We start from the raw sequence: 26,950 nt of genomic DNA on the forward strand, positions 1-26,950 counted from the left end.
AAATGAAAAACGTTTTTGTAGCAGGTGCGCTGGCAGTCGTAGTGCTGACGCAGGCGGGATGCGCCACGGACGTGAAATCGGTGCCGCTCGCGGCGGCCGGCGGTCAGTCGAGTGGCGGCGTGCCGGTATATTTCGGCCAGCAGAGCCATCCGGCGGTGACCGCCAGGTTGGGCGACGTGTCCTACTCGGTGCGGATTGCGCGCAAGGTATCGAACCCCGACGATGCCTGCCATGAAGCGCTGGCCGAAGCCGTGCAGAAGTTGCGCGCCGCGGCCCGGGCACGCAACGCCAATGCTGTGATCGACGTCTCGACGCGTTTTCATAGCACCGAGACGAACTCGTCGACCGATTTCACGTGCGGCGTGAGCCCGAGCGCGGCCGCCATCGCCGTGAGCGGCCAGCTTGTCGTGCTGGAAGCGCACTAGGTCGAATCGAATCTTAGAACTCACTAGAGCAACAAAAAACCACCAGGAGTTTCAATGAAACGCAATCTGCTGTTTTCCGCGCTGTTCGCTTCGCTCGCCATGCTGAGCGCTACGCAGGCTTTTGCTCGCGACACGGTTGATAACTATCCGGTTGCGCCCGCGCTGCAGAGCGAGCCGGGCAAGGTCAGTGACGACATCGCACTGTATTTCGCGGGCCAGCGGCATCCGGCCGTAGTCAAGACGATGGGTGAATTCGCGACCAACAAGAAGACCAACGCCTTCGGCAAGAGTGACCTGGAAGCGTGCCAGCACGTGTTTCTCTCGGCCGTGATCGAATTGCAGGAGCGCGCGCGCAAGGAAGGCGGCAATGCGGTGATCAACATCAAGAGCAACTACAAGAACGAAGTGCGGGAGAGCGCGACGGAGTTCACGTGTGGTGCGGGCGCGGTGATTGCTGGTGTGGCGCTGAAGGGCGATGTGGTGACGCTGCGCGGTAAATGATCACGGCGTGGTGTTGAGCGTGCGCAAATAGCGGCGCCGTGAGGCTGACCGGGGCGGTGGCATGCCACCGCCCTGACGAGATTCAATCTGCCTTGACGGCTGCGACATTGACCAGCGTTTCACGACGCTTGCCAGGCTGCGGACGGTACAGGCCGAGGCGTTCGAGCAGGCCGAAGTCTTTCGCGCGGCTCCACCAGAGATACGGCAGCGAGACGTTGCGCTGCTCGAAGCGGAAACCGCCGCGGCGGATCATGTCGAGGTATCCGTCGGCGCTTTTCTGCACATGCATGGGATGACGGAACAGCAGCCGGATCACCCACGATTTGATGTACGCGTCGGTGGATTCGGCGAACAGCAGGATGCCGCCCGGTTTGAGCACGCGGCGGAATTCGGCGAGCGCGCGGTCCTGCTCGACGAGATGGTGGAAGGTTTGATGGCAGAACACGATGTCGGCGCTGGCATCGGGCAGCGGCAAGTGCGCGCAGTCGCCGTGCAGCAGTTCGATATCGGCGAGCTTGTCGCGGCAGGCCTGGGCTGCATTGGCGGCAAGCCTCAGTGACGGTTCGTGAAAATCGACGCCGACAATGCGGCGCGGCTGGAACGCCTCAGCAAGCAGGCGGAACGAAATGCCTTGCCCGCAACCCACGTCGACGATGACCGGTGCGGCCGGCAAGGGCGCGTCGATCAGGCGTTTGAGGTCGTTGATCGCGACCCGCAGCACATGGTGTTCCCATGTATAGGTACGCAGGAACCAGATTCCGAAGGCCGTTTCCGGCACGAAAGGCACACTGGATGTTTCGGATGGCGACACGCTGGGCTCCCCGGCGAAATGGCGTTCTTGCTGCGACGCGTAATTGTAACGAGAAGTAAGGATGCAGCGTAACGCTGTTCCAGGCAAGCAAACGATTGAGGCAACCGTGAGTACACATTCGTCAAAGCGCATTACCGTCGACGTAGCGATCATCGGCGCAGGTCCGGCAGGCGCCGTCGCGGCGGCGCTATTGCGCCGGGCGGGCCGTTCGGTGCTGGTGCTGGAGCGCCAGCATTTCCCGCGCTTCTCGATCGGCGAGAGTCTGCTGCCGCAAAGCATGGCCTACCTGGAAGAGGCGGGCATGCTGCAGGCGGTGGTCGAAGCCGGTTTCCAGTACAAGAACGGCGCGCATTTCATTCACCGTGGCCAGTCGTCGGCGTTCGATTTTCGCGACAAGCATTCGCCGGGGTGGGGCACCACGTACCAGGTCGAGCGCGCGGTGTTCGACGATATTCTGATCCGCTGCGCGGCGGAGCAGGGCGCCGACGTGCGCTTTGGCCACACGGTCCGCGCGATGCAACCCGGCGATACGCCGGTGCTCGACGTCATCGACGAAGCGGATAACGCCTATGAAGTGGCCGCGCGCTTCGTGTTCGACGCGAGCGGCTTCGGCCGCGTGCTGCCGCGCTTGCTGAACCTCGAAGCACCCACGCGCATGCCGACACGTGCCGCGATCTTTACGCACGTACGCGATGGCATTCCGATCGGCGCGACCGACCGCAACAAGATCTGCGTGGCGACGCATCCAGAACGCCGCGACGTGTGGTTCTGGATGATTCCGCTGGCGGGCGGCCGGTCGTCGGTGGGATGCGTGGCGGAGGCCAGTTTCCTCGATGTGCCGGACGCTGAGCGCGACGCGAAACTGCGCGCGCTGATCCAGCAGGAGCCGACACTCGGGCCATTGATCGGCAATGCGCCGTTCCTCATGCCGGTGCGCCATATCGGCGGCTACGCGGCGAATGTCGAGCGCCTGCATGGACCGGGCTATGCGTTGCTCGGCAATGCGGGTGAATTTCTCGATCCGGTGTTTTCGTCCGGCGTGACGATTGCGTTGCGGTCAGCGCATCTCGCGGTCCAGACGCTGAACCGGCAACTGGACGGCGAACAGGTCGACTGGTCGACCGCTTACGACGCGCCGTTGCGCAAGGGGATCGATACGTTCCGCGCTTTTGTCGAGCGCTGGTACACGGGTGAATTGCAGGACATCATTTTCTATCCGGAGCAGACGCCTTCGATTCGCCGCATGATCAGTTCAGTGCTGGCAGGTTACGCGTGGGACGAAACGAATCCGTATGTCGCCGATCCGGTGCGGCGTTTGAATGCGTTGCATGAGGTGTGCACGCATCGTTGATCAAGGTTGTATGCGTCGGAACATTTCCCAGTTCCGCATGGGCCAATAAAAACGGCGCTTCTGAAAAGAAGCGCCGTTTTTTTCAATCGACTGCGTCCGCTAGAGAAGCAGGCTGGCGATCCAGTCAGGCCGCGATTTTCGCCACGCGCGGTGCATGCTGACGCACGTCGTCGCGGCGATGCACGCGCTTGCCCGCGGCATACGTTTCGTAGATCGCGCGGTCGTCGCCGAGCAGCGCGAACGCGAACAGCAGTTCTTCGAGCGATTCCGTGCGTGCGGTCCGGCGCGCGAGCAGCGGCGTGGCTTGCGGATCGAGTACGACGAAGTCGGCTTCCGACTTCGGCTTCAGCGTGCCGACCTTGTCGGCCAGATCGAGCGCTTCGGCCGCGCCGGCGGTGGCGAGATAGAACATCCGCGTGGCCGTCAGGTGGTGGCCCGTCAAACGCGCCACCTTGTGCGCTTCGTTCATCGTTTGCAGCATCGAGAACGAGGTGCCGCCGCCGACGTCCGTTGCCAGTGCGATCGGCATGCCGGCTTCGTCGGCCTTGTCGAAGTCGAACAGGCCGCTGCCGAGGAACAGGTTCGAGGTCGGGCAGTGCGAAGCCACCGCGCCGGTTTGCGCCATGCGCTTGCGATCTTCCTCGTCGAGGTAGATGCAATGGCCGTACACCGCGCGGCGGCGCAGCAGCCCGTAGTGGTCGTAGATGTCCAGATAGCTGCGGTGGCCCGGGAACAGATCGGCGACCCATTTCACCTCGTCGGTATTCTCGGCGACGTGGCTCTGGATGAAGATGTCCGGATGCTTGCCCGCCAGCACGCCGCACGCTTCGAGTTGCGCTTCGGTCGAAGTCGGCGCGAAACGCGGCGTGAGCGCATACATCTGGCGGCCACGGTTGTGCCAGCGGCCGATCAACTCGGCGCTGTCGTCATAACCCGATTGCGCGGTGTCGCGCAGAAACTCGGGGCAGTTGCGGTCCATCAGCACCTTGCCGGCCACCATGCGCAGATTGCGCGCTTCGCTCTCGGTGAAGAGGGCGTCGGCCGATTCCTTGTGGACGGTGCAATACACGAGCGCGGTGGTCGTGCCGCAAGCCAGCAGTTCTTCGACGAAGAAACTCGCGGTATCGCGTGCATACGCCGGATCGGTGAAGCGGCGCTCGGTCGGGAACGTGTACGTGTCGAGCCACGGCAACAGCCCGGGGGCCGGCGACGCGATCATGTCGGTTTGCGGATAGTGGATGTGCGTATCGATGAAACCCGGCACGATCAGCTTGTCGCGCATTTCCTGCACCTGGGTGCCCGGCGCGAGTTGCGACGCGAGCGCGGCATACGCGCCCGCTGCGACGACATGGCCGTCTTCGACGATCAGCAAACCGTCCTCGTTGAAGACCGCCGCGTTGGGCGATTGCGCGGGGTCGCCGTTGAAGGTCAGCAGTTGTGCGCGGAATGCTGATTGTGTCGCTTGAGTCATGGAAAAACCGTCTCCGTATTTGTGGGGAGCTAAGCAGCGCGGACGGCAGTTCGATGTTGGGTCTGAAACAACCCGTGCCGCCGCCGGCTGCCATTCATTGGCCCGTCAGTGCGGGCCGCCTGGGTGCCAGTGCGCGTCGAGCTTCGCGATCAGTTCGCTGCGTTGCTCGGGCGTGACGAACGACGCTTCGAAGCTGTTGCGGATGATCGTGTAGACCTCGGCATCGTTGAGCTTCAACGCGTCGATGGTGGCGAAATAGTTGGCGTTCACGTAGCCGCCGAAATAAGCCGGATCGTCGGAGTTCACCGTGACGGCGACGCCGCGGTCGAGCAGGTCCTTCAGTGTGTGTCTGGTCATGTCGTCGAATACGCAGAGCTTGAGATTCGACAGCGGGCACACGGTCAGCGCGACGCGCGAATCGGCGAGGCGCGTGACGAGCGCCGGGTCTTCGATGCTGCGCACGCCGTGGTCGACGCGGTCCACCTTGAGCAGATCGAGTGCTTCGTAGATATACGACGGCGGACCTTCTTCGCCCGCATGCGCGACCAGCTTCAGGCCGAGCGCGCGCGCCTTGGCGAAGACCCGTTCGAACTTCGAAGGCGGATGGCCGCGCTCCGACGAATCGAGACCCACGCCGATCAGGCGATGCTTGTATTGCTCGAATAGCGGCCGCGCTTCTTCGAACGTGGCGAGCGCATCGTCTTCGGACAAATGGCGCAGGAAACACAGAATCAGCTTGCTCGTCATGCCGCGCTTTTCCGCATCGGCCAACGCGCGATCAATGCCGGCGACGACGGTTGCAATCGGCACGCCACGTTCCGTATGCGTCTGCGGATCGAAGAAGATTTCGCTGTGGATCACGTTGTCGGCGAGGCAGCGTTCGACGTACGCCGCCGTCATGTCGTAGAAGTCCTGCTCGTGCAGCAGCACGCTCGCGCCGGCGTAGTAGATGTCGAGGAACGATTGCAGATCGGTGAACGCGTAGGCGGCGCGCAAGGCTTCGATCGAGTCGTAGGCGAGCTTCACGCCGTTGCGTTCGGCGAGCGCGAAGATCAGCTCGGGTTCGAGCGAGCCTTCGATATGGATGTGCAACTCGGCCTTCGGTGCGCGAGCGGTTTTCTCGGCGAGTGACGCAGGGGTAACGGTCGTTGTAGTCATGGTCGGTCAGGAGTTCGTTGGAGTCGGTTCGCGCCGGATGCGGGATGCAGGACAGCATGCAATCGCGGTGGGGCGGCAGGTCGATTGTGCGGCAAATCAGACCGTCTGCGCCGCGTGCGCGCCCGCATTTGCCTCCACGGCCTGCAACACCTGGGCGGCCGCGGAGATCGCAATGATCTCCGGCGACTTGTCGACGATGCCGTCAACCCCGAGCGGGCACTTCATCCGCGCAATCTGCGAAGGATCGATGCCGCGCGCAGCCAGCCGATGTTCGAACTGCTTGCGCTTGCTGTGCGAGCCGATCATGCCGAAGAACGCGAAATCGCCGCGTCGCAGAATGCGCTCGGCCAACTCGAGATCGAGCGCATGGTTGTGCGTCATCACGATGAAGTACGTGTGTGGCGCGGCCTGGTCGATGGCTTCGTCGGGTGCATCGTTCGGATCGATCTTCACGTTCGGCGCATGCAGCGTTTCCACGGGCGGAAACTGCGCGTCGCGCTCGTCGACCCAGCGCACGGCGCAAGGCAGCGTGGCCAGCACGCGAACCAGCGCCGCGCCCACGTGACCGGCGCCGAACAGCACGACCTGGAAGTCGCCTGGCGCGATGGTTTCGGTGAGCAGCGCGCCGCTGTCGTCGAAACCTGCGCCGTCCCACAGCAGGCAATCGGAGGCATCCACACCCGGTTCGGGGTCGGACAGCATCACCGCATCCGGTGCGGGGCCGAATGATACGCTACGCACCGTTGAAAGGCCTGCGGCCACGCGTTTTGCGAGCGACGTGATCCAGCCGAGGTCGCCGATGTCGAGGCGCTCGAAGGCGAGAATCACGGCGCCGCCGCAGCACTGGCCGAGACTGGGGCCCAGCGCGAATCGTTCGAGGCGGCGCATATGCGGCGAGCGCATGCCGTCGCGCAGCACCTGGCGCGCGGTCTCGATGGCCTTCCATTCGAGGTGTCCGCCGCCGATCGTGTGCTTGGCCGAATCGCGCGTGACGATCATCTTGGTGCCGGCTTCGCGGGGCGCCGAACCTTCGACGCGTGCGACCGTCACCAGCACGGCGGCGTCGCCGTGCGCGAGCAGTTGTTGCAGGTCAGGTAGCCAGGCTTGCATCCGGCGGTTCTCCATACGTGGCAGCGCGGGGTGTCCGTGCGGCCGGTTGAGTGTGGCGGAACGCGTTCGTGTCGCGTCGGGCCTGTGCTTTAAGTTGTTTAACGTCGTTCAACGGCTATCAGTTTGCTAAACCGGCGTGGTGGCGGTTGTGGTTGCAATTTCCGCTTTCGCTTCCGCGGGTTGTCCTGCTGCGGGCTCCGTCGTCGTCCCGGGCGATTGCAGCGCGTCCAGCGCGTCGAGAATCGCTTCGGGCGTCGCGGGTGCGCGCAATGAGGGGGTGGTTTCCGCGTCCGGCACCGCCGCCGCAATCGCGTCACGAATCGCGAGGAACACCGAGAACGGCAACAGCAGCGGCGGCTCGCCGACTGCCTTCGAATGGAACACGGTCGGCTCGACGTTCTGATTCTCATAAAGCCGTACATTGAACGCCGTAGGCGTATCGCTGACGGCGGGAATCTTGTACGTCGAGGGCGCGTGCGTCATCAGGCGGCCATCCCGGTTCCACCACAATTCTTCGGTGGTGAGCCAGCCCATACCCTGAATGAAACCACCTTCCACCTGACCGATATCGATTGCCGGATTGATCGATTGGCCGGCGTCGTGCAACACGTCCGCGCGCACCAGTTTCCATTCACCGGTCAGCGTGTCGATTACCACTTCCGACACCGCCGCGCCGTATGCAAAGTAATAAAACGGGTGACCGGTCAGCGTTTTTGCGTCCCAGTGCACTTTCGGCGTCGTATAGAAACCGTCCGACCACAACTGCACGCGTGCCAGATACGCTGCACCGGTCAATTGCTCGAACGGCATTGCACCGCCGTTCACCGAGACTTCACCGTTGACGAATTCCACCGCGTCGGCGGTGCCGCCGAGCTGTTTTGCCGCGAGTTCGGCAAGCCTGTGGCGAATGGTCCTTGCAGCGGCTTCGGCGGCTTTGCCGTTCAGGTCGCTGCCAGTGGAAGCGGCGGTCGCCGAGGTATTGGCGATCTTCGACGTATCGGTCGCCGTCACGCGCACGCGCGAAAGCGGCAAACCGAACTGATTTGCGACGACTTGCGCGACCTTCGTATTGAGTCCCTGACCCATTTCGGTGCCGCCGTGATTGACGAGCACCGAACCGTCTTTGTACACGTGCACCAGTGCGCCGGCCTGATTCAGAAACGGCACGTTGAACGAGATGCCGAACTTCACCGGCGAAAACGCGAGGCCGCGTTTGAGCACCGGACTATGTGCATTGAACGCGGCGATCGCTTCGCGGCGTGCGCGGTAGTCGCTGGTGGCAAGCAACTCGTCGGTCAGCGGCGCGATGATGTTGTCTTCGACGCGCTGTCCGTACGGCGTCGTGTCGCGTTCGCCGATGCCGTAGTAATTGGCGAGCCGCACGTCGAGCGGATCGCGGTGTAATTGACGCGCGATGCTGTCGATCAACACTTCCATCACCAGTGCGCCTTGCGGGCCGCCGAAGCCGCGGAATGCGGTGTTCGACTGCGTATTCGTCTTGCAGCACAGCGCGACGATGTCGACGTCGGACAGGTAGTACGCGTTGTCGAAGTGACAGACGGCACGGGTTGCAACCGCGCCGGAGAGGTCGGCGGAATAGCCGGCTCTCAAGGCGATTTCGACGCGCGCGCCGAGGATGCGACCGCTATCGTCAAAGCCCGCTTCGTACTCGTAGACCGCATCGTGGCGTTTGCCGGTGATCATGAAATCGTCGTCACGGTCGGCACGCAGTTTGACCGGCCGGCGCAATAATTTCGCCGCCAGCGAGGCCACGCACGCGAACAGCGCCGATTGCGATTCCTTGCCGCCGAAGCCGCCACCCATGCGCCGGCATTCGCACACGACGTTATGCGCCGGCCAGCCGAGCATATGCGCGACGACCTGCTGCATTTCGCTCGGATGCTGCGTCGAACTGTAGACGAGCATGCCGTCCATTTCCTTTGGCACGGCGTACGCGATCTGCCCTTCGAGATAAAACTGTTCCTGACCGCCGACTTCGAACGTGCCGCGGATTGTATGCGGCGCGGCGGCGATTTTCGCGTCAGGGTCACCGCGCTTCAGATGCAGCGGCGGCAGGACGAATTGCTTATGTGCCTTTGCTTCGGTGGGCATGAGGATGACTTCGAGCGGTTCGTATCGAACGACGTCATCGCTTTTGGCCAGCGCTGCGGCGCGCCGTGCGAGTTCATGACTTTCGGCGATCACCGCGAATACCGGCTGGCCGAGATACAGGACTTCGTCTACCGCGAGAATCGGATCGTCGTGCAGCACTGGGCCGCAGTTGTTTTCGCCGGGGATGTCTTCGGCGGTCAGCACCGCGATCACGCCAGGCGCTTTTCTGACGGCATCCAGATCGAGCGACACGATCCGCGCGTGCGCGTGCCGCGACAACCCCAGCGCCGCGTGCAGCGTGCCTTGCAATTCGGGGAGGTCGTCGGTGTAGGTGGCTTCGCCGCTGACATGCAGCGCGGCCGATTCATGCGGCAAGGAGACGCCGATCGCTGTCTCGCTCTCCTGAACGGCGGCGTGCTTGTCCGCCTGGTGCGCAGCAGGTTCGACGAAAGCATCGGTCCGGTTCATCACGACGACTCCTTCGCAACGGCCGCGTCCGGCACGCCGGCTTCGTACGCGAACGCATTCACGTCGAAGAGGGCGAGCGGCGCGTCATCGCGCGTTTCGAGGTGGAAGCGCCACAGCAGATTGCGCGCCACCTTCAGTCGATAGGCGCTCGAGGCGCGCATGTCGGTGAGCGGCTGGTAATCGGCGACGAGTGCGTTCATCGCTTGCCGCGTGGTGCTTTCGTTCCATGTTGCGCCATTCAGCGCGGCCTCGGTTTGCGCGGCGCGTTCAGGCGTCGCGGCCATGCCGCCGAACGCGATGCGGGCGTCCCTGATCGCGCCGTTTTCGCCGATGTGCAGCGCGAATGCGGCGCACACTGCGGAGATATCCTGATCGTAACGCTTCGACACTTTGTACGTGCGGAAGCGCAGATCAGGCGCCGGACGCGGCACGCGCAGCGCGGCGACGAATTCGCCGGCCGCAAGCGCGGTTTTCTGATAACCGAGGTAGAAGGCGTTGAGCTTCAGCGCGCGGGTTTTGGCGCCGTGGCGCAACACGACTTCGGCGCCGAGCGCGAGCAGCGCGGGCATCGAATCGCCAATCGGCGAGCCGTTCGCGACGTTGCCGCCGAGCGTGCCGGCATTGCGGATCGGCAGCGACGCGAAACGCGTCCATAACTCGGCCAGTTCGGGGTAATCGACCGCGAGCGCCGCATAGGCGTCTTCGAGCGTAACGGCGGCGCCGATCGTCAGCGTCTGCGCATCGCGCTCGACCGTCTTCAACTCGGCGACGTTGCCGATATACAGGATGTCGCCGAGATCGTGAAACTGCTTGGTCACCCAGAGCCCGACGTCGGTGCTGCCGGCCAGCAGGCGCGCCTGGGGATGCGCCGCGCGCAGTCTGGCGAACGCGTCGAGCGTGACGGGGGCGTGGAAGGTGGGCGAACCGAAGTCGGCGCCGCGTGTGTCGGGCGCGCTGTATTCGAAGGTGTCGCGTCGCCGAATGTCGCGCAGTGTGTCGGCGACCGCTTTGCGGTCCAGCGTGACGCGCGGGTAGTGCGGGTAATCGAACATCTTCTGCGAGGCGTCGACAATCGGCCGGTAGCCGGTGCAGCGGCACAAATTGCCGGATAACGCAGCGTTGATCTCGTCGCGAGTGGGCAGGCCGGCGGCGGCCGGCTGGTTTTCGTACAACGCCCACATCGACATCACGAAGCCAGGGGTGCAGAAACCGCACTGCGAGCCATGGCAATCGACCATGGCCTGTTGGACAGGGTGCAGGGCGCCGTCGGCGGCGCGCAGGTCTTCGACGGTGAAAAGGGCTTTGCCGTCCAGCGTCGGCAGGAACTGGATACAGGCGTTGACGGCTTTCAGCGCGACGCCGCCCTGGGCATCCAGTTCGCCGATCACCACCGTGCAGGCGCCGCAGTCGCCTTCCGCGCAGCCTTCCTTGGTGCCCGTGCAATGCAAATCCTCGCGCAGGTGCTGAAGCACGGTGCGCGTCGCCGGGACGCCCGCGACCTCACGGACGGACCCCTGGTGATAAAAGCGGATGGTTTGCGTTGTCATGGCGAATCCAGAAGACAGTGCGGACCGGGCGCGCGTTACGCATGGGGTCGCGCCAAAGCCGGCCTCGCGCACGTAGATCGCCATCCAGTTCCGAAGATAGCATTACCTTATCCTGAAAAGATTTCCCAACTCGCATGAAGCTTATTCGGAAGCGGTCATGAAATAAGTACGATTCGCGCTAAGGCGGGAAGTTGCGTGGGGCGGGATGAGTGGCGCAAAGCCTTGAGGGACGGGGCGCGGCGAGAAAGGGCGGTGCCAGATGTGAAAACGCCGGCCTTCAGACCGCCAGAGAAGACGGTTCGAAGGCCGGCGTCGATTCGGTCAGATCGACAGGAAGCGCCGATCAGGCGATCCGGCGGCGATTTTTAACCAGGCTCAGCGCCAGCGGCACGAAAGCGACGACGAAAGTCACCAGTGACCAGGTGGGCAGCGACAGGCCCAGAATCGGCGGATAGGCTGTTTCGCAAAGGCCGGCAACCTTGAAGACGCTTGGCAGCCAATGCGCGGGCGGCAGGCTGTCGACCACCGGCTGCAATGCGTCGAAGCCGCAGCTGAAGCCCGGATTGGCCTGGACATACACGTGCCGCGCGGCGGCCACGATGCCACCCAAGGCCGACAGGGCCGCCAGCACTTCCAGCAGCCGTACGCCGCGCCAACTGTTGAAGCGTGCGCCGAGGAACGCAAAAATCGCGATCAGCAGGAAGAAATAGCGCTGGATGATGCACAGCGGGCACGGGTCTTCGTGCAACCCATATTGCAGATACAGCGCGCCGGCGACGAGGCCGACGCAGATCAGGCCAAGCAGAACCAGCAGGGAGCGCTCGCGGCGCAGCATCGCATTGTCGTTATTCATGGATCGTGTGGCTGTCTGGAAACGGAAAGGGCGGGTGCCCGCGATTCTAGCGCGAACCCCCGCCCTGGCGCTTATCGCGCTTTTAAGTCGTCGTCCCGCTCAGGTATTGCTCGGGGACGGCTCCCGGACTGCTCAGATCACGATCAGGCCCGACCCGATCAGCGGATCGCGTTGAGCACCGCTTCGGCGCCGCGGCCGATGGCCAGCAAGGCGTCATCGCTGTGCGGTGCGCCTGCCAGCATCAGACCGACCGGTGCGTCGCCGCGCAGATGACAAGGCAACGACAGCGCGCAGGTATCGAGGAAATTGAACACGCTCGGGTTGCGCAGGATCAGCGCGTTGGTGCGGCCAAATGCGTCGTCGTCGTCGATCAGATCGGCCACGCGCGGCGGCAGCACCGGCACCGTCGGTGCGACGACCGCGTCGAAACGCTGCCACAGCGTGCGCGCGGCTTCGTCGAGCATGGCCTGGCGCTCGGCGAGCAGATCCAGATAGTCGGCGGCGCTGGCCGGCTGGCCTTTCAGAATGCGCACCAGCACGCGCGGATCGTATTGATCGCGGTGCTTTTCCAGCAACGGACGATGCCATGCATAGGCTTCGATCGGCGAAAAGCCGAAGCGGTTGATCTCGGGCAGACGGTCGAGCGGCGCAAAGCGCACTTCGCTGACAATCGCGCCGGCCGCTTCCAGATGCTTGAGGGCGGTGTCGATCGCGGCGGCGACCGCCGGCTCGACGCCGTCGGTCACGAAATTGGTCAATACGCCGAGGCGCACGCCTTCGAGCGGCCGGGCCGCCGGGATGCGCGGCTCCAGCCCGGCCAGCATCCGGTCGACCAGCGCGCAGCACGCGACCGAGACGCCGATCGGCCCGAACGAATCGAGCGTCGAAGAGAGCGGCACGCCGCCTTGTTTCGGGATGCGGTCGGCGGTCGGCTTGAAGCCGGTCAGGCCGCACAGCGCCGCCGGGATGCGGATCGAGCCGCCGGTGTCGGTGCCGAGCGCGATGGCCGCCATGCCGTCCGCGACTGACGCCGCCGCCCCCGACGACGAACCGCCCGAAATCCGCTCGTCACCCTTCACGCCGCGCTGATACGGCGACAGCGGATGTCCGTAGTGGGGGTTCAGGCCGAGTCCGGAAAACGCGAACTCGCTCATATTGGTGCGCCCGACAATCACCGCGCCCGCCCGTTTCAGGCGGGCGACCGCGACGGCGTCAGCTTTGGCGGCGGGTGCATCGGCCAGCACCACGGAACCGGCGCGCGTCGGCTGGCCTTCGATATCGAACAGATCTTTGACCGACACCGGAATCCCGGCGAGCGGCGAGAGGACGGTGCCGGCGGCGCGCAGGCGGTCATGCGCATCGGCGGCGGCGCGGGCGCTATCGGCGTCGACGTGCATGAAAGTGACCGCGCCCTGGCCGGCCGGATCGGCGATCCGTTCGAGCGCGGTTTCAACGAGCGCGCGGCTCGTGGTGCGGCCGGCGGCGAGGTCGGTGGCGAGCTGGGCTAGCGGCGGGAAGGGCGTGAATTCGGTGGCCATGGTGTCGGGAGGAATCCGGTTGAACCGGGTGAAGCCGGTTGAGGTGGACGAGAGGCGGTGGATGAGAAGCGGTCGATATGAAGCCGTCGATATGAAGCCGTCGATATAAAGCGTTCGAGAGATCCGGTCGATCAGATGCGGTTGAAAAGCGTCGCGCGGAACGCTTCGATATGCTTTTGCACCGATTGGCGAGCGCCTTCGGCGTCGCGTTCGCGCAGCAGGCGAAACAGTTCCAGATGCTCTTCGTGGACGTCTTCGAGATGATGCGGCTCGGACAGCGAAATGAACCAGAAGCGCAGCGAGCGTTCGTGCAAGCCGCGCAGGATGTCGGCCAGCACCGGATTGCGCGACGCCGCCGAAATCGCCAGATGAAACTCGCGGTCGATATCCATCATGCCTTCGATATCATGCGCCGCGACGCACACCGACGAGCGGTCGAGCAATGCCTGCATCGCGTCGAAATCGTGCTGCTGCGCGTGGCGCGCGGCCAGCTCGACGCAGTAGCTTTCGTTGACGAGCCGTACGTCGATGATCGCCAGCACGTCGTCGAGCGAAACCGGGCGGACCATGATGCCCTTTCTCGGCATGATGGTGAGCATGCCCTCGTGCACCAGCCGGTGCAGCGCCTGATGCACCGGCGTTCTGCCGATGCCGGTCAGCGCCATCAATTCCGCTTCGTTGAGCACCTCGCTCGGCCGCAAACGCATCGTGATGATTTCGCGCTTGACGAAGGCATACGCCTGTTCGGCGAGGCTCGCCGTAGCGGTCTCGCGGGGGGCACTGGAGCGGCGGGCAGTCTGCAAAAGCGTCATGTGAAGAGGGGAGCGGGCGGTGTCGTCCGCATTGTAGAACAAGGTTTTGCGCGGGCGGTGCGGGGTGGAAGTTTGCTCACCGGCGCCGTCTGTGCGTGACACGCGATCCACACGTCACAGACAGTGCGGAAATCAGGGCAATCACAGAGATCACGGCAATTGCCACGTGTCAGGCGCTGCTCGGCGTCACCGTCGCGGCGTGTTGCACCTTGACGCGCGGCATCATCAACGTCACCAACCCGCCGATGATCAACGCCCCAGCGATCAGCACCAGCCCAAAGGTCACGCTATGCGTCGCGTCCTTGACGATGCCGAGGACATACGGACTCACATAGCCGGCCAGATTCGCAATCGAGTTGATCACGGCGATGCCGGCCACGGCTGCGGTGCCTTGCAGGAACGTGGTGGACATCGACCAGAAAATGCCGAAGCCCGCCAGAATGCCGACATACGCAATCGACAAACCGGTGACGGCGAGCGGAATCGAGTTCGTCACCGAGGCGCTGCCGAGCAGGCCCGCCGCGCCAATGAAGCAGCACACGGCGTAATGCCAGCGCCGTTCGCCCGTGATATCCGACGAACGGCCGATCAGGATCATGCCGATGCCCGCCGCGAGATAAGGAATCGCGGTGACGAAGCCATTCGTGACGAGATTCGTGACGCCGAGGTCCTTGACGATCTGCGGCAGCCAGAACGAGAAGCCCGCATTGCCGGTGACGAGGCAGAAGTAGATCAGCGTCAGCAGCCAGAAGCGGCCCGAGCGCAACGCAACCGCGAGACTATGCTCGGCGCCGGCTGCGGCCGCCGCCGTGTTTTCGCGCGCGAGGCGGGTGAGGATCACGCGTTTTTCGTCGTCGGTGAGCCAGGCGGCTTCAGCGGGTGTGTTGCGCAAGACGGCGAGAGCCCAGCAGCCGGCGAGGATCGACGGAATGCCTTCGATCAGGAACATCCACTGCCAGCCGCGCAAACCGTGCGCTTCATGCAGCGCCGACATCAGAAAACCGGACAACGGCGCGCCGATGATCCCCGCCACCGGAATCGCCGCCATGAACACGGCGACCATCCGCGCGCGCCGGTCGGACGGAAACCAGAAGGTCAGATACAGCACCACGCCCGGCACCAGTCCGGCCTCGGCGACGCCGAGGAAAAAACGCAGCACGTAGAACATCGTTTCCGAGCGGACGAACATCATCAGACACGACAGCAGCCCCCACAGCATCGTGATGCGGGCAATGGTGGCGCGCGCGCCGAACTTCTTCAGCAACAGATTGCTCGGCACTTCGAACACGAAGTAACCAAAGAAAAAGATCCCCGCGCCGAGTCCGTACGCCGCGTTCGAAAGGCCGAGGTCGCCGGTGAACTGCAGCTTCGCATAACCGATGTTGACGCGGTCCAGGTACGACAACACGTAGACGAGAAACAGGAACGGCATGATGCGCCAGGTAATCTTGCGCAGGGCGGCGGCTTCGAGCCACGCGTCGGAAGACGCATCGGCGTTGGCGGACAGCGAAGGGGGATTCATGGGCGCCTCATTCGACGATAGGTAGCGCGTGCACGCGGTAGGCGTGGCGCAGTGTGCGGTTCAGGATGGGGTCGTGCAGTTCGAGTTCGAGCGCGTCGCCGTCGGCCATGCCGACGATGCCGCCTTGTACCGCCAGCGTGCCGCAGAACATCGCGGCGCCTTCTGCTACGGGCGCGCGTTCCAGTAGATCGGCGGCCGGCAGCAATGACGCGACGGAGCCTTGCTGGTAGACGCGCCGCTCGTCGTTGTTTGTCACTGCGAAAGCGCGCAGTTCGAGTTGATCCCAATGACCGGCGACATCGTCGAAACGCCATGCGTCGCGAGCGACCGGTTTCGGGCACACCTGTTTGGAAACGGTGACGCCGTAGGCTTCGACTTCGCGGTCGGTATGGTCGGAGCCGATGGTGACGAGTAGCCCCGCCTTCGAGCGCACCAGCACGCATTCGGCTTCACCGCTGGACTTCACGCCGACCACGTCGATCTGTTCGGCTTGCGTCAGCAATTCGGCGCCGAGGCGGTAGAAGCAGGGCGTGGTTGACGGCCGCTTCACGCCGAGTTCGGCCAGTTCGGCGATGTGATGCTCGATCGCCGCCTGATCACGCCCGGCCCAGCCGGCGATCGTCAGACGATTCACCTCGACGATATCGGCGCGACTGTTGCCGGAACGATCTACAACGTTGAAGGACACCTGCTGCATGACACCACTCCCAAGAAAATATGCGACAAATATTATTGTGATATTTTACAGGTGTCCAGTGTGTCAAAAAAGTTTCGGGCCGAGGGTTCGTCCATGAGCCGCGTGATCCGGCCAATCCCACGCCCTTTCGGCGTTTGCGCGATTCGGTGCGTCGCATGAGTGCGTTACACTGCGTTTTTAGGACATTACTTTTTGTAAGGAACGCATTCATGCATCATGGCATCGGCTTCATTCAGGATCTGGCGGTCGTGATGGCGCTCGCCGGCGTCGTCACCGTGCTGTTCCATCGCCTGAAACAGCCGGTGGTGCTGGGCTACATCGCCGCGGGCGTGATCATTGGGCCGTACACCCCGCCGTTCCAGCTGATTCACGACGAGCAGACCATCCAGACGCTCGGCGAGTTAGGCGTAGTATTCCTGATGTTTTCGCTCGGCCTCGAATTCAGCCTGCGCAAGCTGTTCAAGGTCGGCGCGACGGCAATCGTCGCGGCGCTCTCCGAAATCGTGCTGATGCTTTGGATCGGTTATGAGATCGGCAGCGCGTTCGGCTGGAGTTCGATGGACTCGCTGTTCCTCGGCGCGATCCTCGCGATCTCGTCGACGACCATCATCGTCAAGGCGCTCTCCGAGCTGGGCCTGAAGCGCGAGAGCTTCGCGCAACTGGTGTTCGGGATTCTGATCGTCGAGGATATTCTCGCCATCGCGATGCTGGTGCTGCTCTCCGGCATTGCGCAGACCGGGCAGTTGAGCGCGGGCATCGCCGTCGTCACGCTCGGCAAGCTGCTGCTGTTCATGACGGTGTCGTTAGTGGTGGGCATTCTGGTCGTGCCGCGCGCGTTGAACTATGTGGCGCGTGCCAAAAGCGACGAAATGCTGCTGGTGTCGGTGCTCGGCTTCTGCTTCGGCTTCTGTTTGCTGGTGGTGAAGCTCGATTACAGCATTGCGCTCGGCGCGTTCCTGATCGGCGCGATCATGGCCGAGTCGCGCCATCTGCATCGCATCGAACATCTGATCGCGCCGCTGCGCGACGCCTTTTCCGCGATCTTCTTCGTGACGATCGGCCTGATGCTGAACCCGGCTGTGCTGGTCGATTATGCGTGGCCGATTGCGGTGATTACGGTGGCGGTGATTGTCGGCAAAATCGTTTCCTGCGGACTCGGCACTTTTCTCGCCGGCAAGGATGGGCGCACGGCGATGCGCGTCGGCATGACCGTTTCGCAGATCGGCGAGTTTTCGTTCATCATCGCGTCGCTCGGTCTGACCTTGAAGGTGACGAGCGCGTTTCTGTATCCGATCGCGGTGGCTGTTTCCGCGTTGACCACGCTTTTCACGCCTTACCTGATTCGCGCCGCCGATCCGCTCACGCAGCGCCTCGGGCAGGCGATGCCACGCACGCTCGCCAACGTGTTCGGCATGTACGGGCAGTGGCTGCGCAGTTTAAGTACCGGAACCGGCGAGCCGACGCTTTTCAGCATGACGCGGCGGATCATTTTGCAGATCGCCGTCAATCTCGCGCTGGTCGCGGCGATCTTCCTGATCGTGTCGTATAGCGCGCCTTACACCAGCACCTGGCTCGAACGCTGGATGACCTCCGAGCCGATGCAGCGCGTGTTGCTGTGGAGCATCGCGCTGGTGCTGTCGATGCCGTTCCTGGTGGCGGTCTATCGCAAGACCAAGTCGCTCGCGCTATTGCTTGCCGAGGTGAGCGTGCAGCCGGCGACAGCGGGGCGCTTCACCAGTGCGATTCGCTACGCGATCTCCGATCTGGTGCCGGTGGTCTCGATGGTCGGCGTGTTTTTGCTGGTCGCGGCGCTCTCCAGCAGCATCTTGCCGCCGACAGGCCTCCTGACCGCGGTGCTGGTGTGCGCCGCACTGCTGCTGGCGCTGGTGTGGCGCTGGTGCGTGAAAATTCATGCGGCGATGCAGATCGCCCTGCGCGAAACGTTCGAAGAACAGCCGGATCCCTAACTTGGGTGACCCTCCTGCTTGCCCCCTTGACCCGCAACAATGTGAGCAATTGTGTGCGGGTTTGCCGGGCTTGCCGCGCTAGCGGATAATCAGGGCATATTCATTCGTTCGCGTGGAAGGCGCCTGTCTGACTGTCATGAGCGAAAACAAACCCGAAAACGCCGGCGAGCCCGGCAGCCCATCGTCGCCTTCGGCGGCGCCAGCGTCTTCAACGTCGTCCGGCGCAACGCCTGACGCGTCGAAATTGCCGCCTGAGCCGGCGGCCTCACTACCGCTCTCGCACGAAGATTCCATCCAGTCCCCGATCAAGGACGTCGTCGCGCCGTCGGCAGCCTCACCGGCTGCCGAGGAGGCCGCGGTGAGGTCGTCGACCGACGACCCTGACAGCGCGTCTACCGTCACGCCCACCGATCCGCAAACGGCGCGGCAACGCGACGCGGCCGAAGCGCGCAGTTCGGCGGCGGCATCGACCGCGCAACAGGAGGCCGAGGTTCACGAGCGGGCGGCACGCAAGGCGGGACAGGTCTATAAGAGTCCAGTCACACGTCCCGGCACGCTCGGGAGCAGCGACCCGCTAGCCGGCGAATTGAGCGCTCCGGCCGACGAGGCTGCCCTCACCGAAAACGAGGAAAAAGCGCAAGAAGCGGCCGCGGCCGCCCGCCGGGCCGGTTCGCCACCGCCGGGTTTCGGTGCCGCGCCTGACTTCACCGCCACCAACCCGCCGCCGCCGAACGCGTTGCCGCCTTCGCCGCCGCGCTATCTGAAGCAAAACGATTCGGCGTGGACCGTGTTCGGCCGCATCATCGCGGCGCGCGCGCGTCAGCTGTTCGATCGCGCCGGCCAGCGGATCACGCAGCGTACGCTGCGCATTGGCGTGTCGGCGCGCATCTTCCACCCGGAGCCGGGCGCGAAGGGGCTGCGAGGCAAGACGCTGCAGTACCTCGAGGAATCGATTGCACACTGGGTCATGTCGCGCGACGTGCTGGTGTTCATGATTCCGACGGTCGGCCATCAGGGCATGCTGCACCCGAGCAATATCCGTTTGCGCGACTACGCGAAGCATCTCGACGGTTTGCTGCTGCAAGGCGGTGCGGACGTCTCACCGCAGTCGTACGCGGAACAGGCGACGAGCCCCGAGTGGCCGGGCGACCGCGTGCGCGACATGTACGAACTCGAACTGCTGCATGAGTTCATCGAATCGGGCAAGCCGGTGCTCGGCGTGTGCCGCGGTTGCCAGTTGATCAACGTGGCGTTTGGGGGCACCTTGTACCAGGACATCGCCACCGAAGTGCCAACCGCCGGCGCACACGTCAACGAGCACTACGACCAGCATCGGCACGGCATTCACTTTCCGGACGGCTCGACGCTGGTCAACATGTTTCCGGGTCGCCGCGAGGCGATCGTCAACTCGATTCACCATCAGGCCGTCAAGACGCTCGGCCGCGATCTGAATATCGAGGCGGTGTCGGCGTCGGACGGCATCATCGAGGCCGTGCGCTATCGGCGCGCGCCGTTCGTGATGGGCGTGCAGTGGCACCCGGAGTTTCATCGCGCGGGCGGTCCGGAGTTGCTCGATTGCACGCCGTTGCTCGATACCTTCCTGCGGGTGGCGCGCGAAACGCGGTTTTAAGGCTGGGCTTTTAAGCCGCGTTTTCGAGTTTCTAACTTTGTCTTTCAAGCGTGATTCGCATGGGGCGCCGCCGTGGCGCCCCATGCGGTTGTTTTCCTTCTCCGGATTTCAGTCCGTCTTCGTCTTCGCTATTAGCTGATGCCGACCTCTGGCAGTGCGATGACCGCGAAACTGGTGCATGCGGATCAAGGCGTTGGATCAAGACGTGGGATCAGGGCGTGGGATCAAGGCGGTAACGGGTTATGCGTTGAGCATCGACGGCGCGTTTTCAAGCCATCTATCTCCATATCGCCGCTCTGCCTGATGTTGGATTCGCGCGAACGTCATGCAGATTGGGAAATGTCCGCATGCGTCATAGATGAGTCAAATTGTTGCGCTTTTGTCTTATCTGAAATCTTTTATTTCGCGACGGGTGTGTCCATCCAGCCAAATCATTCGTTATCGATTTATCTCGATTTAAAGTCCGTCAGCGCGACACTTGAATGCTTCGCTTAACGACTAATCCGCGCGATAATCCAAGGCTGTTTTGGATTTGCATGGAGCATGCACGTATGAAGTACCCCTTAATTGTACGGCGCGCCATGCTGCTCGCGGCCTCGTGTGCGCTGTTGCAGCATGGCGGTTTCGTACTGGCAGCGCAAAGCGACGAGACGGCGCCTCTGGTCGGCACGCGGCCGGCCATGAACACGCTCACGCCGCAACCGGTCGCCGCAGCGCTGCGCAGTGCGGCATCGGCCACGCCGGCTAGCGCCGGTGATGCGCAAGGCAATGTCGCCGAATTGATGCAGATGATTCACGACGCGAAGCTGAGCGAATTGCGCACTACATATAACGGCAGTTACGGCGCGAGTCTTTTCTTTTATCCGGAGGAAATGACGTATTACGTTGCACTCTTTCAGGACAAGCATTTCTGGCGCGTGATCAAGTCGGAAGATGCAGGCCGCGCCGAAGCGATTTATGCAGGCTTCGTCCAGCAGACGGCGCAACTCGCGGACGTCGAAATTCGCCGCACGCAGTTGCAGGCGCAGAAAGCGTATATCGAAGACATCATCGCGTTATCGGAAGAACGAGCGAAGCGATTGCAGGCCGATCTCGACGTCGCGCGCACCCAGCAGGCCAAGGTCAACGACTACCAGCGGCAGGCGCAAGGCGAAGCAGCCGCGCTGCACGCGGAAAAGGAAAAAGCCCAGGCGCAGTTGCGTCAGGTGCAGGGCGAAGTCATGCAGTTGCAGCGGCAGACCGAGTTCGGATTGCCAACACAGAAGTAGGCGCTTGACCGTAAAAAAGCCCGGCCGTGAATGGCCGGGCTCGGAGTGCTGATCAACCCCACGTTTTTTTTGGAGCGTGGGGTTTTGTTTTGTGCAACGCGATTTTTCGGAGGTGATGCGCCTACTTCGCGAACTGATCGGGAACCTCGGTCACGCGACGCTGCGACATGTGATTGATCCATTCAGTGCTGCTGGTAGCGCCGCTGGTCGCCGGCGGATTGATCGACGAAGCCGGGCGCGATGGCGGCGCAATATTGCGCAGATGTGTGCCAGCCGACAGGGTCACCGACGCGTATTCGTCAGTGCCGGGTTGGGACGGTGCGGGCGGTGAGTATGGACCCGCCGACGATGGCTTCGCTGAGGTTTGTTGTGCATTTGCCGACGCGACAATCTGCGGCATGTCGTAATTCGTTGGCTCGATGTGTGATAACTGCGGTGAACGCGGCGTCGTGATCGGGGTGTGCGAACTGCGGCCGCTTTTTTCGTGTAGGCTGACAGCGCCTTTGCGTTGCATTTCGCGGGGACGCGATGCAGTGTCGCCGCCCATAGCACGCGCTGGCGCTGGCGCTGCCGCGACGGGTGTGACGATTTCCGTGCCGCGAGCCGCCGTGAAATCGCGTAGCGGAGCCGCGTCAACTGCGTTCCGCAAAATCTCTGGCGATGCGGATGCCGATCCAGACGCGCCACCCACGAGCGCGGGCGACGACGCGGCGCCCGGCGCAAGCGCCACTGCATGGTTGTCAGCCGAAGCATAGGACGAGACAGCGGCATCGGGAGAGAGGCGATTCTCCGGCTGCGCCTCCTGGCGGACCGAGACCTTGCCCGCTGTTTGAGAGCCGCTAGTCGTGTGACGCTGCGCCAGATGACCGAACGCAATCGAGGCAAGCATCGCGGCACCGCCGAGTGCACAGGCGCCACCGGCCAGCGCTCCCCAATGCATCGGGCTGCCACGCGGCGAGGTCGGAACAGCGGGGGCATCAACCGGCGAGAAAGGCGTGGTTTCCGCGGACATTCGCAAAGATTCGTCGGCCGGTGCGTCGAACACGGTTGTCGAACTAGCGGGTTGGTTGGAACCCGAGGATATTGCCGGCGGCTTGCGCAACGATTCCCACTGACAGAGCGCGCGGATGGTCTCGGCATTCAGACAAAAGGTACGCAACACGGCTGCATAGAGCGCCTTGAGTTCAGCACGCAGACTGTAGCCTGGGGGGAGCAATGCCCAATCGCGGCCGAAGGGTGCAGGCAGGTGGCCGAGCGGGCGCAAGCGCGGCAACGCCATGGAGCCTTCGATCAGGGTAAGGGGAATGGTGGTGGACATCGGTCTCTTCGCAGCGCCTCTTGATGGATCCGAGGATCCGGGGGTATCGGGGGCTTTGGCTTCGGAGCGATGCGTATGAAAACGCTGTACACAACGCCCTATGGAAACGCCGCACTCAGGTCGAGCACGCCGTCTGAGGGATCGCTGTGAAGCCATCGGGATGTGGAAGATAATGCCTGGAAGTGGCTGAACTAACGATCGGATTGTTCCGAAAAGCATGTGCCGGCTCATCCCGAGCCGAACCTGCTTTGGATGACGATCAAGCCAGGCGCATGTGTCTCAGCGATCGAGCCGGTAGATATAGCGCAACGCAGTAATATCCACGCCGCCCATATGATCCGGTTCGGCGCCGACGAACTGCCAGCCCTGCCGTTCATAAAAGCCGATTGCCGACGTGTTGCCTTCGAGCACGTAAAGATACAACTGCGTCTCTCCCTGGGCGCGCGCCCATTCTTCGGCAGCACGCATCAACAGCTTGCCTGCGCCGATACCCTGATGCCCAGGTAGCGCATGCAGGTTGTCGAGCAGGACACCCCACGCGGACTCCGGCTGCCGTTCGACGCAGACGAAACCGATCGGCTCGCCCGCGAGTTCGGCGATCAGAACGATGCGGCGCTCGCCGCCCGGTGCGCGCAGGCGCGCTTCCCAATAGGCGGCGCGCTCCCGCGCCACCTCGCCGTCGAGGAACGCATCCGGCAGCAAGCCGCGATAGGTGGCCTGCCAGCTGGCGCTATGAATCGAAGCGATCAGCGCCGCATCCTCGAGGGTCGCAGGGCGCAACGAAAGTGCGCGGGAGGTTTGCATCGGGATGGTGGTCAACGGGAATGGCCTGTCTGCAAAAAGTTTATCGCAAGGGCGGGCACGTGGTGTCTGTAATGAAACTGTATGGAATGCGCGACAGCGCCATGAGCGGTAACATTACGTGTTGCGGACTCCGGGTATTTCACAACGTTTACCCTGATATCGCGCGAATGTGTTCAGCATGAAAATGCAGCGCCTCCGGCGCGTTCTAATCGAGTTCCTGTGGCATCCGCTTGCCGAACGCAGTGGATCGTTTCAACTGCCTGAGCGCCGCCCGTCTGCATGGCGCCAGGCTCATCAGAGAATGTCATGTCTACTGCGTCACATGCCACCGCTTCATCGCAAGAATCCAAGGTCAAGACAGTTTTCCGCGTGGTCAGCGGCAACTTTCTTGAGATGTACGACTTCATGGTCTACGGCTATTACGCGTCCGCAATTGCCAAGACCTATTTCCCGAGCGGTAACGAATTTGCCTCGCTCATGCTGTCGCTGTCGGTATTCGGCGCGGGCTTCCTGATGCGGCCGCTCGGCGCAATCGTGCTGGGGGCGTACATCGACCATCACGGACGGCGCAAAGGGCTGATCCTCACCCTCGGCCTGATGGCGCTCGGCACCCTCACGGTCGCCGCGATTCCAGGCTACGCCACCATCGGTGTCCTTGCCCCGGTGCTCGTGCTGTTCGGACGGCTGCTGCAGGGCTTCTCCGCCGGGGTCGAACTGGGTGGTGTATCGGTCTATCTGTCGGAGATCGCCACCAAGGGCAACAAGGGTTTCTATTGCGCGTGGCAGTCGGGCAGCCAGCAGGTTGCCGTGGTGTTCGCCGCGCTGATCGGCGTGGTGCTCAACAAAGTGCTGCCGGCCGACCAGATGACCGCCTGGGGCTGGCGCGTGCCGTTCCTGATCGGCTGCCTGATCGTGCCGTTCCTGTTCCTGATCCGCCGTTCGTTGCAGGAAACCGAGGAATTCAAGGCGCGCAAGCATCGTCCGAGCATGGGCGAGATCATGAAGACGATGGCCGCCAACTGGGGCATCGTGCTGGGCGGTATGGGCATGGTCATCATGACCACGGTGTCGTTCTACATGATCACGGCCTACACGCCGACCTTCGGCAAGGAAGTGCTGAAGCTGTCGTCGATCGATACGCTCGTCGTCACCGTCTGTATCGGTTTGTCGAACCTGATCTGGTTGCCGCTTGCGGGCGCGCTGTCGGACCGCATCGGCCGCCGTCCGGTGCTGATCGCCTTCACGATCCTGACGATCGTCACCGCGTACCCGGCGCTGCAATGGCTGGTTGCCGAGCCTTCGTTTGTTCGTCTTCTGGCGGTTGAGTTGTGGTTGTCGTTCCTGTACGGCAGCTACAACGGCGCGATGGTGGTGGCGCTGACCGAAGTGATGCCGGTCGAAGTGCGGACCGCCGGCTTTTCACTGGCCTACAGCCTGGCTACGACGATCGGCGGTTTCACGCCGGCCATCTCCACGTTGCTGATTCATACCACCGGCAACAAGGCCGCGCCTGGTCTGTTCCTCGGCGTGGCGGCGATTTGCGGGTTGATCGCGACGCTGGTGCTGTATCGCACGCCGGAGTCGCGTGATCAGTATCGAACTGCCTGAGGCTAAGCTTACGGTTCACCTCTCATCGGGACAAACAAAAACCCCGCGCTCTCACGAGCGCGGGGTTTTTTTCTTGTGCGTCACACCGGCAACGGATTTTGCCGAGTCTGGTTGAATTAGCCGTGGCGCAATTCGTTCGCCACGGCGTCCACCACGTCGGCCCATGCGCCGGGTTGTGGCTGGCGCAGCAACGTTGCGCCCGGATACCACGGACTGCGCGTTTCGCCGACGAACCAGCGCCAATCCGCGGCGAACGGCAGCATGAGCCACAGCGGTTTTCTCAGCGCGCCGGCCAGGTGAGCGATCGACGTATCGATCGACACGACCGCGTCGAGCCGCTCGATGATCGCCGCCGTATCCGCAAAATCGCCGATCCGTTTATCCAGCCGATGAATCGCGCCCGCACGCGGATGCGCATCGAGCGCCGCGCGTTCTTCGGCGCTTAATTCAGGTTGCAGCACGATCCAGTCGATCCCTTCGAGCGCGAATAGCGGCGCGAGCGCGGCAAGCGGCATCGAACGGGTTTCGTTCTGCTGGATGCGCCCTGACCATGCGATGCCGATCTTGCGCTTCGCGTGACCGCCGAGCGAGCCGCGCCATTTGCGGCCGTAAGCCGGCGGTACGCTGAGGTAGGGCGTGCGGGCGGGAATCGTGTCGTAGGTTGTGCCGAGCGCGAGTGGCAGGCTCAGCAGCGGGCATTGCAGATCCGCCGCTGGACGGGGCGCCCCTTGGGCGATCAGGGTCACGCGCCACGTTTGCGCGGCGGGTGCAAGCAGCGGCAGTAACTGCGGCTGCACTTCGAGCACGACGCGCGCTGCACGCTGCGCGGCCAGCGGCACGAAACGCACGAATTGCAGCGTATCGCCAAAACCCTGCTCGGCATGCACGAACAGCGTACGTTGTTCGATCGGCTCGCCGTGCCAGCGCGGCAATGTCTGGATGACCGGTTGCGCGGTAGTTTGCAGCCGCCATTCGTATTCCGGCAGTCCGCGCGCGAAATCGCGCAACGCGAGCCAGGCCAGCGCGCGGTTCATGTGCGCGGATGCGAGATCGGGGCGCAAGCGCAGCGCCTGATCGAAAGACCGCACCGCGGCGGCGTGTGCGCCCAGTGCCTGGTGCGCCGTGCCGAGACTCAGCCATGCGAGTGCGAATTGCGGATCGAGACCCACTGCGCGTTCGAGATACGGCAACGCTTCCGCGTGACGCCCCAGCGACGCGAGCGCGTTGCCAAGCCCGAAGATGGTGGGCGGCAGGTTCGGCTGCAGGGCGAGCGCGGCCCGGAAAGAAGCGACTGCTTCTGCGTGCCGGCCGGTGGCGTCGAGCGTATTGGCGAGATTGAAGTGCGCGGCGACGAAACGCGGTTCGGCCGCCAGCGCAGCCTGAAAGCGCGAGATCGCCTCGTCCGCGCGGTCCAGCGCGTTCAGCGACATCCCCATGTTGTTGAGCGCGCCCGCATGTCCGGGGCGCAATTCGAGCGTACGCTGGAACGATGCGATCGCCTCCGTATGCCGGCCGAGCGCGTGCAATGCATTACCGAGATTGTTATGCGACGAGGCGTCGTTCGGTTGCAGACTCAGCGATTTCTCGAAGGCGTCGGCGGCGTCTTCGTGGCGGCCCAGCGACGCGTATGCATTGCCCAGGTTGTAGTGCGCCATCGGGAAAGACGGCGCGAGCGTGAGCGCATTGCGGAACTGTTCGATGGCATCGTCGATCTGGCCGAGCGCCTTCAGCGCGTTGCCGAGGTTCAACTGCAGCGCGGCGTCTTCCGGGCGCAGGTTCACCGCGCGCCGTACGAGTTCGGCGGCTTCGGCGTGCTGGCCCTGCTGGTGGCGCAGGACGCCCAGCAGGTGCAGCGCATCGACGTGCACGGGATTGCCGTCGAGCGTCGCGCGGTAGCCGCGTTCGGCGTCGTCGAGGCGGCCGTCACGATGCGCCGCGAAAGCGCGGTCAAATACTTGTTGCATGACGGAGGGATGGCA

The 26,950-nt window shown here is 63.4% G+C and carries 21 protein-coding genes; 7 read left to right on the forward strand and 14 right to left on the reverse strand.

Going from position 1 to position 26,950, the window contains the following annotated elements; translation table 11 throughout:
- Positions 1 to 2: 2 nt before the first annotated feature.
- Both PQQ95_RS16310 and PQQ95_RS16315 read left to right on the forward strand, forming a co-directional pair.
- Complete coding sequence (locus PQQ95_RS16310; RefSeq protein WP_408438406.1) at positions 3 to 425, forward strand: signal peptidase; 423 nt, start codon at positions 3 to 5, stop codon at positions 423 to 425.
- A 54-nt stretch (positions 426 to 479) separates the two neighbouring features.
- Complete coding sequence (locus PQQ95_RS16315) at positions 480 to 926, forward strand: excinuclease ABC subunit A (protein WP_408438407.1); 447 nt, start codon at positions 480 to 482, stop codon at positions 924 to 926.
- Positions 927 to 1,008: 82 nt separating this feature from the next.
- On the opposite strand, the gene PQQ95_RS16320 is transcribed toward PQQ95_RS16315, so the two are convergent.
- A complete protein-coding gene (locus tag PQQ95_RS16320; RefSeq protein WP_408438408.1) occupies positions 1,009 to 1,737 on the reverse strand; it encodes a class I SAM-dependent methyltransferase in 729 nt (242 codons plus the stop codon).
- 106 nt (positions 1,738 to 1,843) lie between these two features.
- On the opposite strand from PQQ95_RS16320, the gene PQQ95_RS16325 reads away from it, so the two are divergent.
- Positions 1,844 to 3,088, forward strand: a complete 1,245-nt coding sequence (locus tag PQQ95_RS16325) for an NAD(P)/FAD-dependent oxidoreductase (RefSeq protein WP_408438409.1) — start codon at positions 1,844 to 1,846, stop codon at positions 3,086 to 3,088.
- A 124-nt stretch (positions 3,089 to 3,212) separates the two neighbouring features.
- Here PQQ95_RS16325 and guaD read toward each other — a convergent pair whose 3' ends face one another.
- The 10 genes from guaD to PQQ95_RS16375 form a co-directional block, all read right to left on the reverse strand.
- A complete protein-coding gene (guaD, locus tag PQQ95_RS16330; RefSeq protein ID WP_408438410.1) occupies positions 3,213 to 4,559 on the reverse strand; it encodes a guanine deaminase in 1,347 nt (448 codons plus the stop codon).
- Between the two features lie 105 nt (positions 4,560 to 4,664).
- Positions 4,665 to 5,717 (reverse strand): adenosine deaminase, encoded by a 1,053-nt coding sequence (locus PQQ95_RS16335; protein WP_408438411.1) that lies wholly within the window; start codon positions 5,715 to 5,717, stop codon positions 4,665 to 4,667.
- 96 nt (positions 5,718 to 5,813) lie between these two features.
- A complete protein-coding gene (xdhC, locus tag PQQ95_RS16340) occupies positions 5,814 to 6,827 on the reverse strand; it encodes a xanthine dehydrogenase accessory protein XdhC (RefSeq protein WP_408438412.1) in 1,014 nt (337 codons plus the stop codon).
- Between the two features lie 126 nt (positions 6,828 to 6,953).
- On the reverse strand, positions 6,954 to 9,407 hold the full coding sequence (xdhB, locus tag PQQ95_RS16345; protein WP_408438413.1) for a xanthine dehydrogenase molybdopterin binding subunit: 2,454 nt from the start codon (positions 9,405 to 9,407) through the stop codon (positions 6,954 to 6,956).
- Complete coding sequence (gene xdhA / locus PQQ95_RS16350; protein WP_408438414.1) at positions 9,407 to 10,954, reverse strand: xanthine dehydrogenase small subunit; 1,548 nt, start codon at positions 10,952 to 10,954, stop codon at positions 9,407 to 9,409. The genes xdhB and xdhA overlap by 1 nt, the downstream gene beginning before the upstream one ends.
- 343 nt (positions 10,955 to 11,297) lie before the next feature.
- A complete protein-coding gene (locus PQQ95_RS16355) occupies positions 11,298 to 11,807 on the reverse strand; it encodes a disulfide bond formation protein B (protein ID WP_408438415.1) in 510 nt (169 codons plus the stop codon).
- A gap of 158 nt (positions 11,808 to 11,965) precedes the next feature.
- Complete coding sequence (locus PQQ95_RS16360; protein WP_408438416.1) at positions 11,966 to 13,345, reverse strand: amidase; 1,380 nt, start codon at positions 13,343 to 13,345, stop codon at positions 11,966 to 11,968.
- Positions 13,346 to 13,476: 131 nt separating this feature from the next.
- A complete protein-coding gene (locus PQQ95_RS16365; protein ID WP_408438417.1) occupies positions 13,477 to 14,157 on the reverse strand; it encodes a GntR family transcriptional regulator in 681 nt (226 codons plus the stop codon).
- 169 nt (positions 14,158 to 14,326) lie between these two features.
- Complete coding sequence (locus tag PQQ95_RS16370) at positions 14,327 to 15,679, reverse strand: MFS transporter (RefSeq protein WP_408438418.1); 1,353 nt, start codon at positions 15,677 to 15,679, stop codon at positions 14,327 to 14,329.
- A gap of 7 nt (positions 15,680 to 15,686) precedes the next feature.
- The gene (locus PQQ95_RS16375; protein WP_408438419.1) at positions 15,687 to 16,376 is read right to left on the reverse strand and encodes a DUF2848 domain-containing protein; all 690 of its coding nucleotides are present in this window, start codon (positions 16,374 to 16,376) and stop codon (positions 15,687 to 15,689) included.
- Between the two features lie 209 nt (positions 16,377 to 16,585).
- Here PQQ95_RS16375 and PQQ95_RS16380 point away from each other — a divergent pair, with 209 nt between their 5' ends.
- From PQQ95_RS16380 to PQQ95_RS16390, 3 genes are all read left to right on the forward strand, one after another.
- Entirely contained in the window at positions 16,586 to 18,343 is a 1,758-nt protein-coding gene (locus PQQ95_RS16380; protein WP_408438420.1) for a cation:proton antiporter, read from the forward strand.
- A 136-nt stretch (positions 18,344 to 18,479) separates the two neighbouring features.
- Positions 18,480 to 19,973: a gamma-glutamyl-gamma-aminobutyrate hydrolase family protein gene (locus PQQ95_RS16385; RefSeq protein ID WP_408438421.1), complete on the forward strand. Its 1,494-nt coding sequence runs from the start codon at positions 18,480 to 18,482 to the stop codon at positions 19,971 to 19,973.
- 551 nt (positions 19,974 to 20,524) lie between these two features.
- On the forward strand, positions 20,525 to 21,241 hold the full coding sequence (locus PQQ95_RS16390) for a DUF2968 domain-containing protein (protein ID WP_408438422.1): 717 nt from the start codon (positions 20,525 to 20,527) through the stop codon (positions 21,239 to 21,241).
- 121 nt (positions 21,242 to 21,362) lie between these two features.
- Here PQQ95_RS16390 and PQQ95_RS16395 read toward each other — a convergent pair whose 3' ends face one another.
- Positions 21,363 to 22,559 carry a hypothetical protein gene (locus tag PQQ95_RS16395; RefSeq protein ID WP_408438423.1) on the reverse strand — a complete coding sequence of 399 codons (1,197 nt, stop codon included), beginning with the start codon at positions 22,557 to 22,559 and terminating at the stop codon, positions 21,363 to 21,365.
- A gap of 279 nt (positions 22,560 to 22,838) precedes the next feature.
- A complete protein-coding gene (locus PQQ95_RS16400; RefSeq protein WP_408438424.1) occupies positions 22,839 to 23,363 on the reverse strand; it encodes a GNAT family N-acetyltransferase in 525 nt (174 codons plus the stop codon).
- Positions 23,364 to 23,669: 306 nt separating this feature from the next.
- On the opposite strand from PQQ95_RS16400, the gene PQQ95_RS16405 reads away from it, so the two are divergent.
- Positions 23,670 to 24,971, forward strand: a complete 1,302-nt coding sequence (locus PQQ95_RS16405) for an MFS transporter (protein ID WP_408438425.1) — start codon at positions 23,670 to 23,672, stop codon at positions 24,969 to 24,971.
- A 116-nt stretch (positions 24,972 to 25,087) separates the two neighbouring features.
- Here the strand turns inward: PQQ95_RS16405 and PQQ95_RS16410 are convergent, their stop codons facing one another.
- Complete coding sequence (locus tag PQQ95_RS16410) at positions 25,088 to 26,935, reverse strand: tetratricopeptide repeat protein (RefSeq protein ID WP_408438426.1); 1,848 nt, start codon at positions 26,933 to 26,935, stop codon at positions 25,088 to 25,090.
- Between the last annotated feature and the right edge of the window lie 15 nt (positions 26,936 to 26,950).

Origin of the sequence: Paraburkholderia caffeinilytica, assembly GCF_046030355.1 — a bacterium.
GTDB lineage: Bacteria > Pseudomonadota > Gammaproteobacteria > Burkholderiales > Burkholderiaceae > Paraburkholderia > Paraburkholderia caffeinilytica_B.

Excerpts from the sequence above, each read along its gene's own strand:
- PQQ95_RS16310 (WP_408438406.1), top strand. The coding sequence starts at position 3 with ATGAAAAACGTTTTTGTAGCAGGTGCGCTGGCAGTCGTAGTGCTGACG.
- PQQ95_RS16315 (WP_408438407.1), top strand. The coding sequence starts at position 480 with ATGAAACGCAATCTGCTGTTTTCCGCGCTGTTCGCTTCGCTCGCCATG.
- guaD (WP_408438410.1), bottom strand. The coding sequence starts at position 4,559 with ATGACTCAAGCGACACAATCAGCATTCCGCGCACAACTGCTGACCTTC.
- PQQ95_RS16335 (WP_408438411.1), bottom strand. The coding sequence starts at position 5,717 with ATGACTACAACGACCGTTACCCCTGCGTCACTCGCCGAGAAAACCGCT.
- xdhC (WP_408438412.1), bottom strand. The coding sequence starts at position 6,827 with ATGCAAGCCTGGCTACCTGACCTGCAACAACTGCTCGCGCACGGCGAC.
- xdhB (WP_408438413.1), bottom strand. The coding sequence starts at position 9,407 with ATGAACCGGACCGATGCTTTCGTCGAACCTGCTGCGCACCAGGCGGAC.
- xdhA (WP_408438414.1), bottom strand. The coding sequence starts at position 10,954 with ATGACAACGCAAACCATCCGCTTTTATCACCAGGGGTCCGTCCGTGAG.
- PQQ95_RS16355 (WP_408438415.1), bottom strand. The coding sequence starts at position 11,807 with ATGAATAACGACAATGCGATGCTGCGCCGCGAGCGCTCCCTGCTGGTT.
- PQQ95_RS16360 (WP_408438416.1), bottom strand. The coding sequence starts at position 13,345 with ATGGCCACCGAATTCACGCCCTTCCCGCCGCTAGCCCAGCTCGCCACC.
- PQQ95_RS16365 (WP_408438417.1), bottom strand. The coding sequence starts at position 14,157 with ATGACGCTTTTGCAGACTGCCCGCCGCTCCAGTGCCCCCCGCGAGACC.
- PQQ95_RS16370 (WP_408438418.1), bottom strand. The coding sequence starts at position 15,679 with ATGAATCCCCCTTCGCTGTCCGCCAACGCCGATGCGTCTTCCGACGCG.
- PQQ95_RS16375 (WP_408438419.1), bottom strand. The coding sequence starts at position 16,376 with ATGCAGCAGGTGTCCTTCAACGTTGTAGATCGTTCCGGCAACAGTCGC.
- PQQ95_RS16380 (WP_408438420.1), top strand. The coding sequence starts at position 16,586 with ATGCATCATGGCATCGGCTTCATTCAGGATCTGGCGGTCGTGATGGCG.
- PQQ95_RS16385 (WP_408438421.1), top strand. The coding sequence starts at position 18,480 with ATGAGCGAAAACAAACCCGAAAACGCCGGCGAGCCCGGCAGCCCATCG.
- PQQ95_RS16390 (WP_408438422.1), top strand. The coding sequence starts at position 20,525 with ATGAAGTACCCCTTAATTGTACGGCGCGCCATGCTGCTCGCGGCCTCG.
- PQQ95_RS16395 (WP_408438423.1), bottom strand. The coding sequence starts at position 22,559 with ATGTCCACCACCATTCCCCTTACCCTGATCGAAGGCTCCATGGCGTTG.
- PQQ95_RS16400 (WP_408438424.1), bottom strand. The coding sequence starts at position 23,363 with ATGCAAACCTCCCGCGCACTTTCGTTGCGCCCTGCGACCCTCGAGGAT.
- PQQ95_RS16405 (WP_408438425.1), top strand. The coding sequence starts at position 23,670 with ATGTCTACTGCGTCACATGCCACCGCTTCATCGCAAGAATCCAAGGTC.
- PQQ95_RS16410 (WP_408438426.1), bottom strand. The coding sequence starts at position 26,935 with ATGCAACAAGTATTTGACCGCGCTTTCGCGGCGCATCGTGACGGCCGC.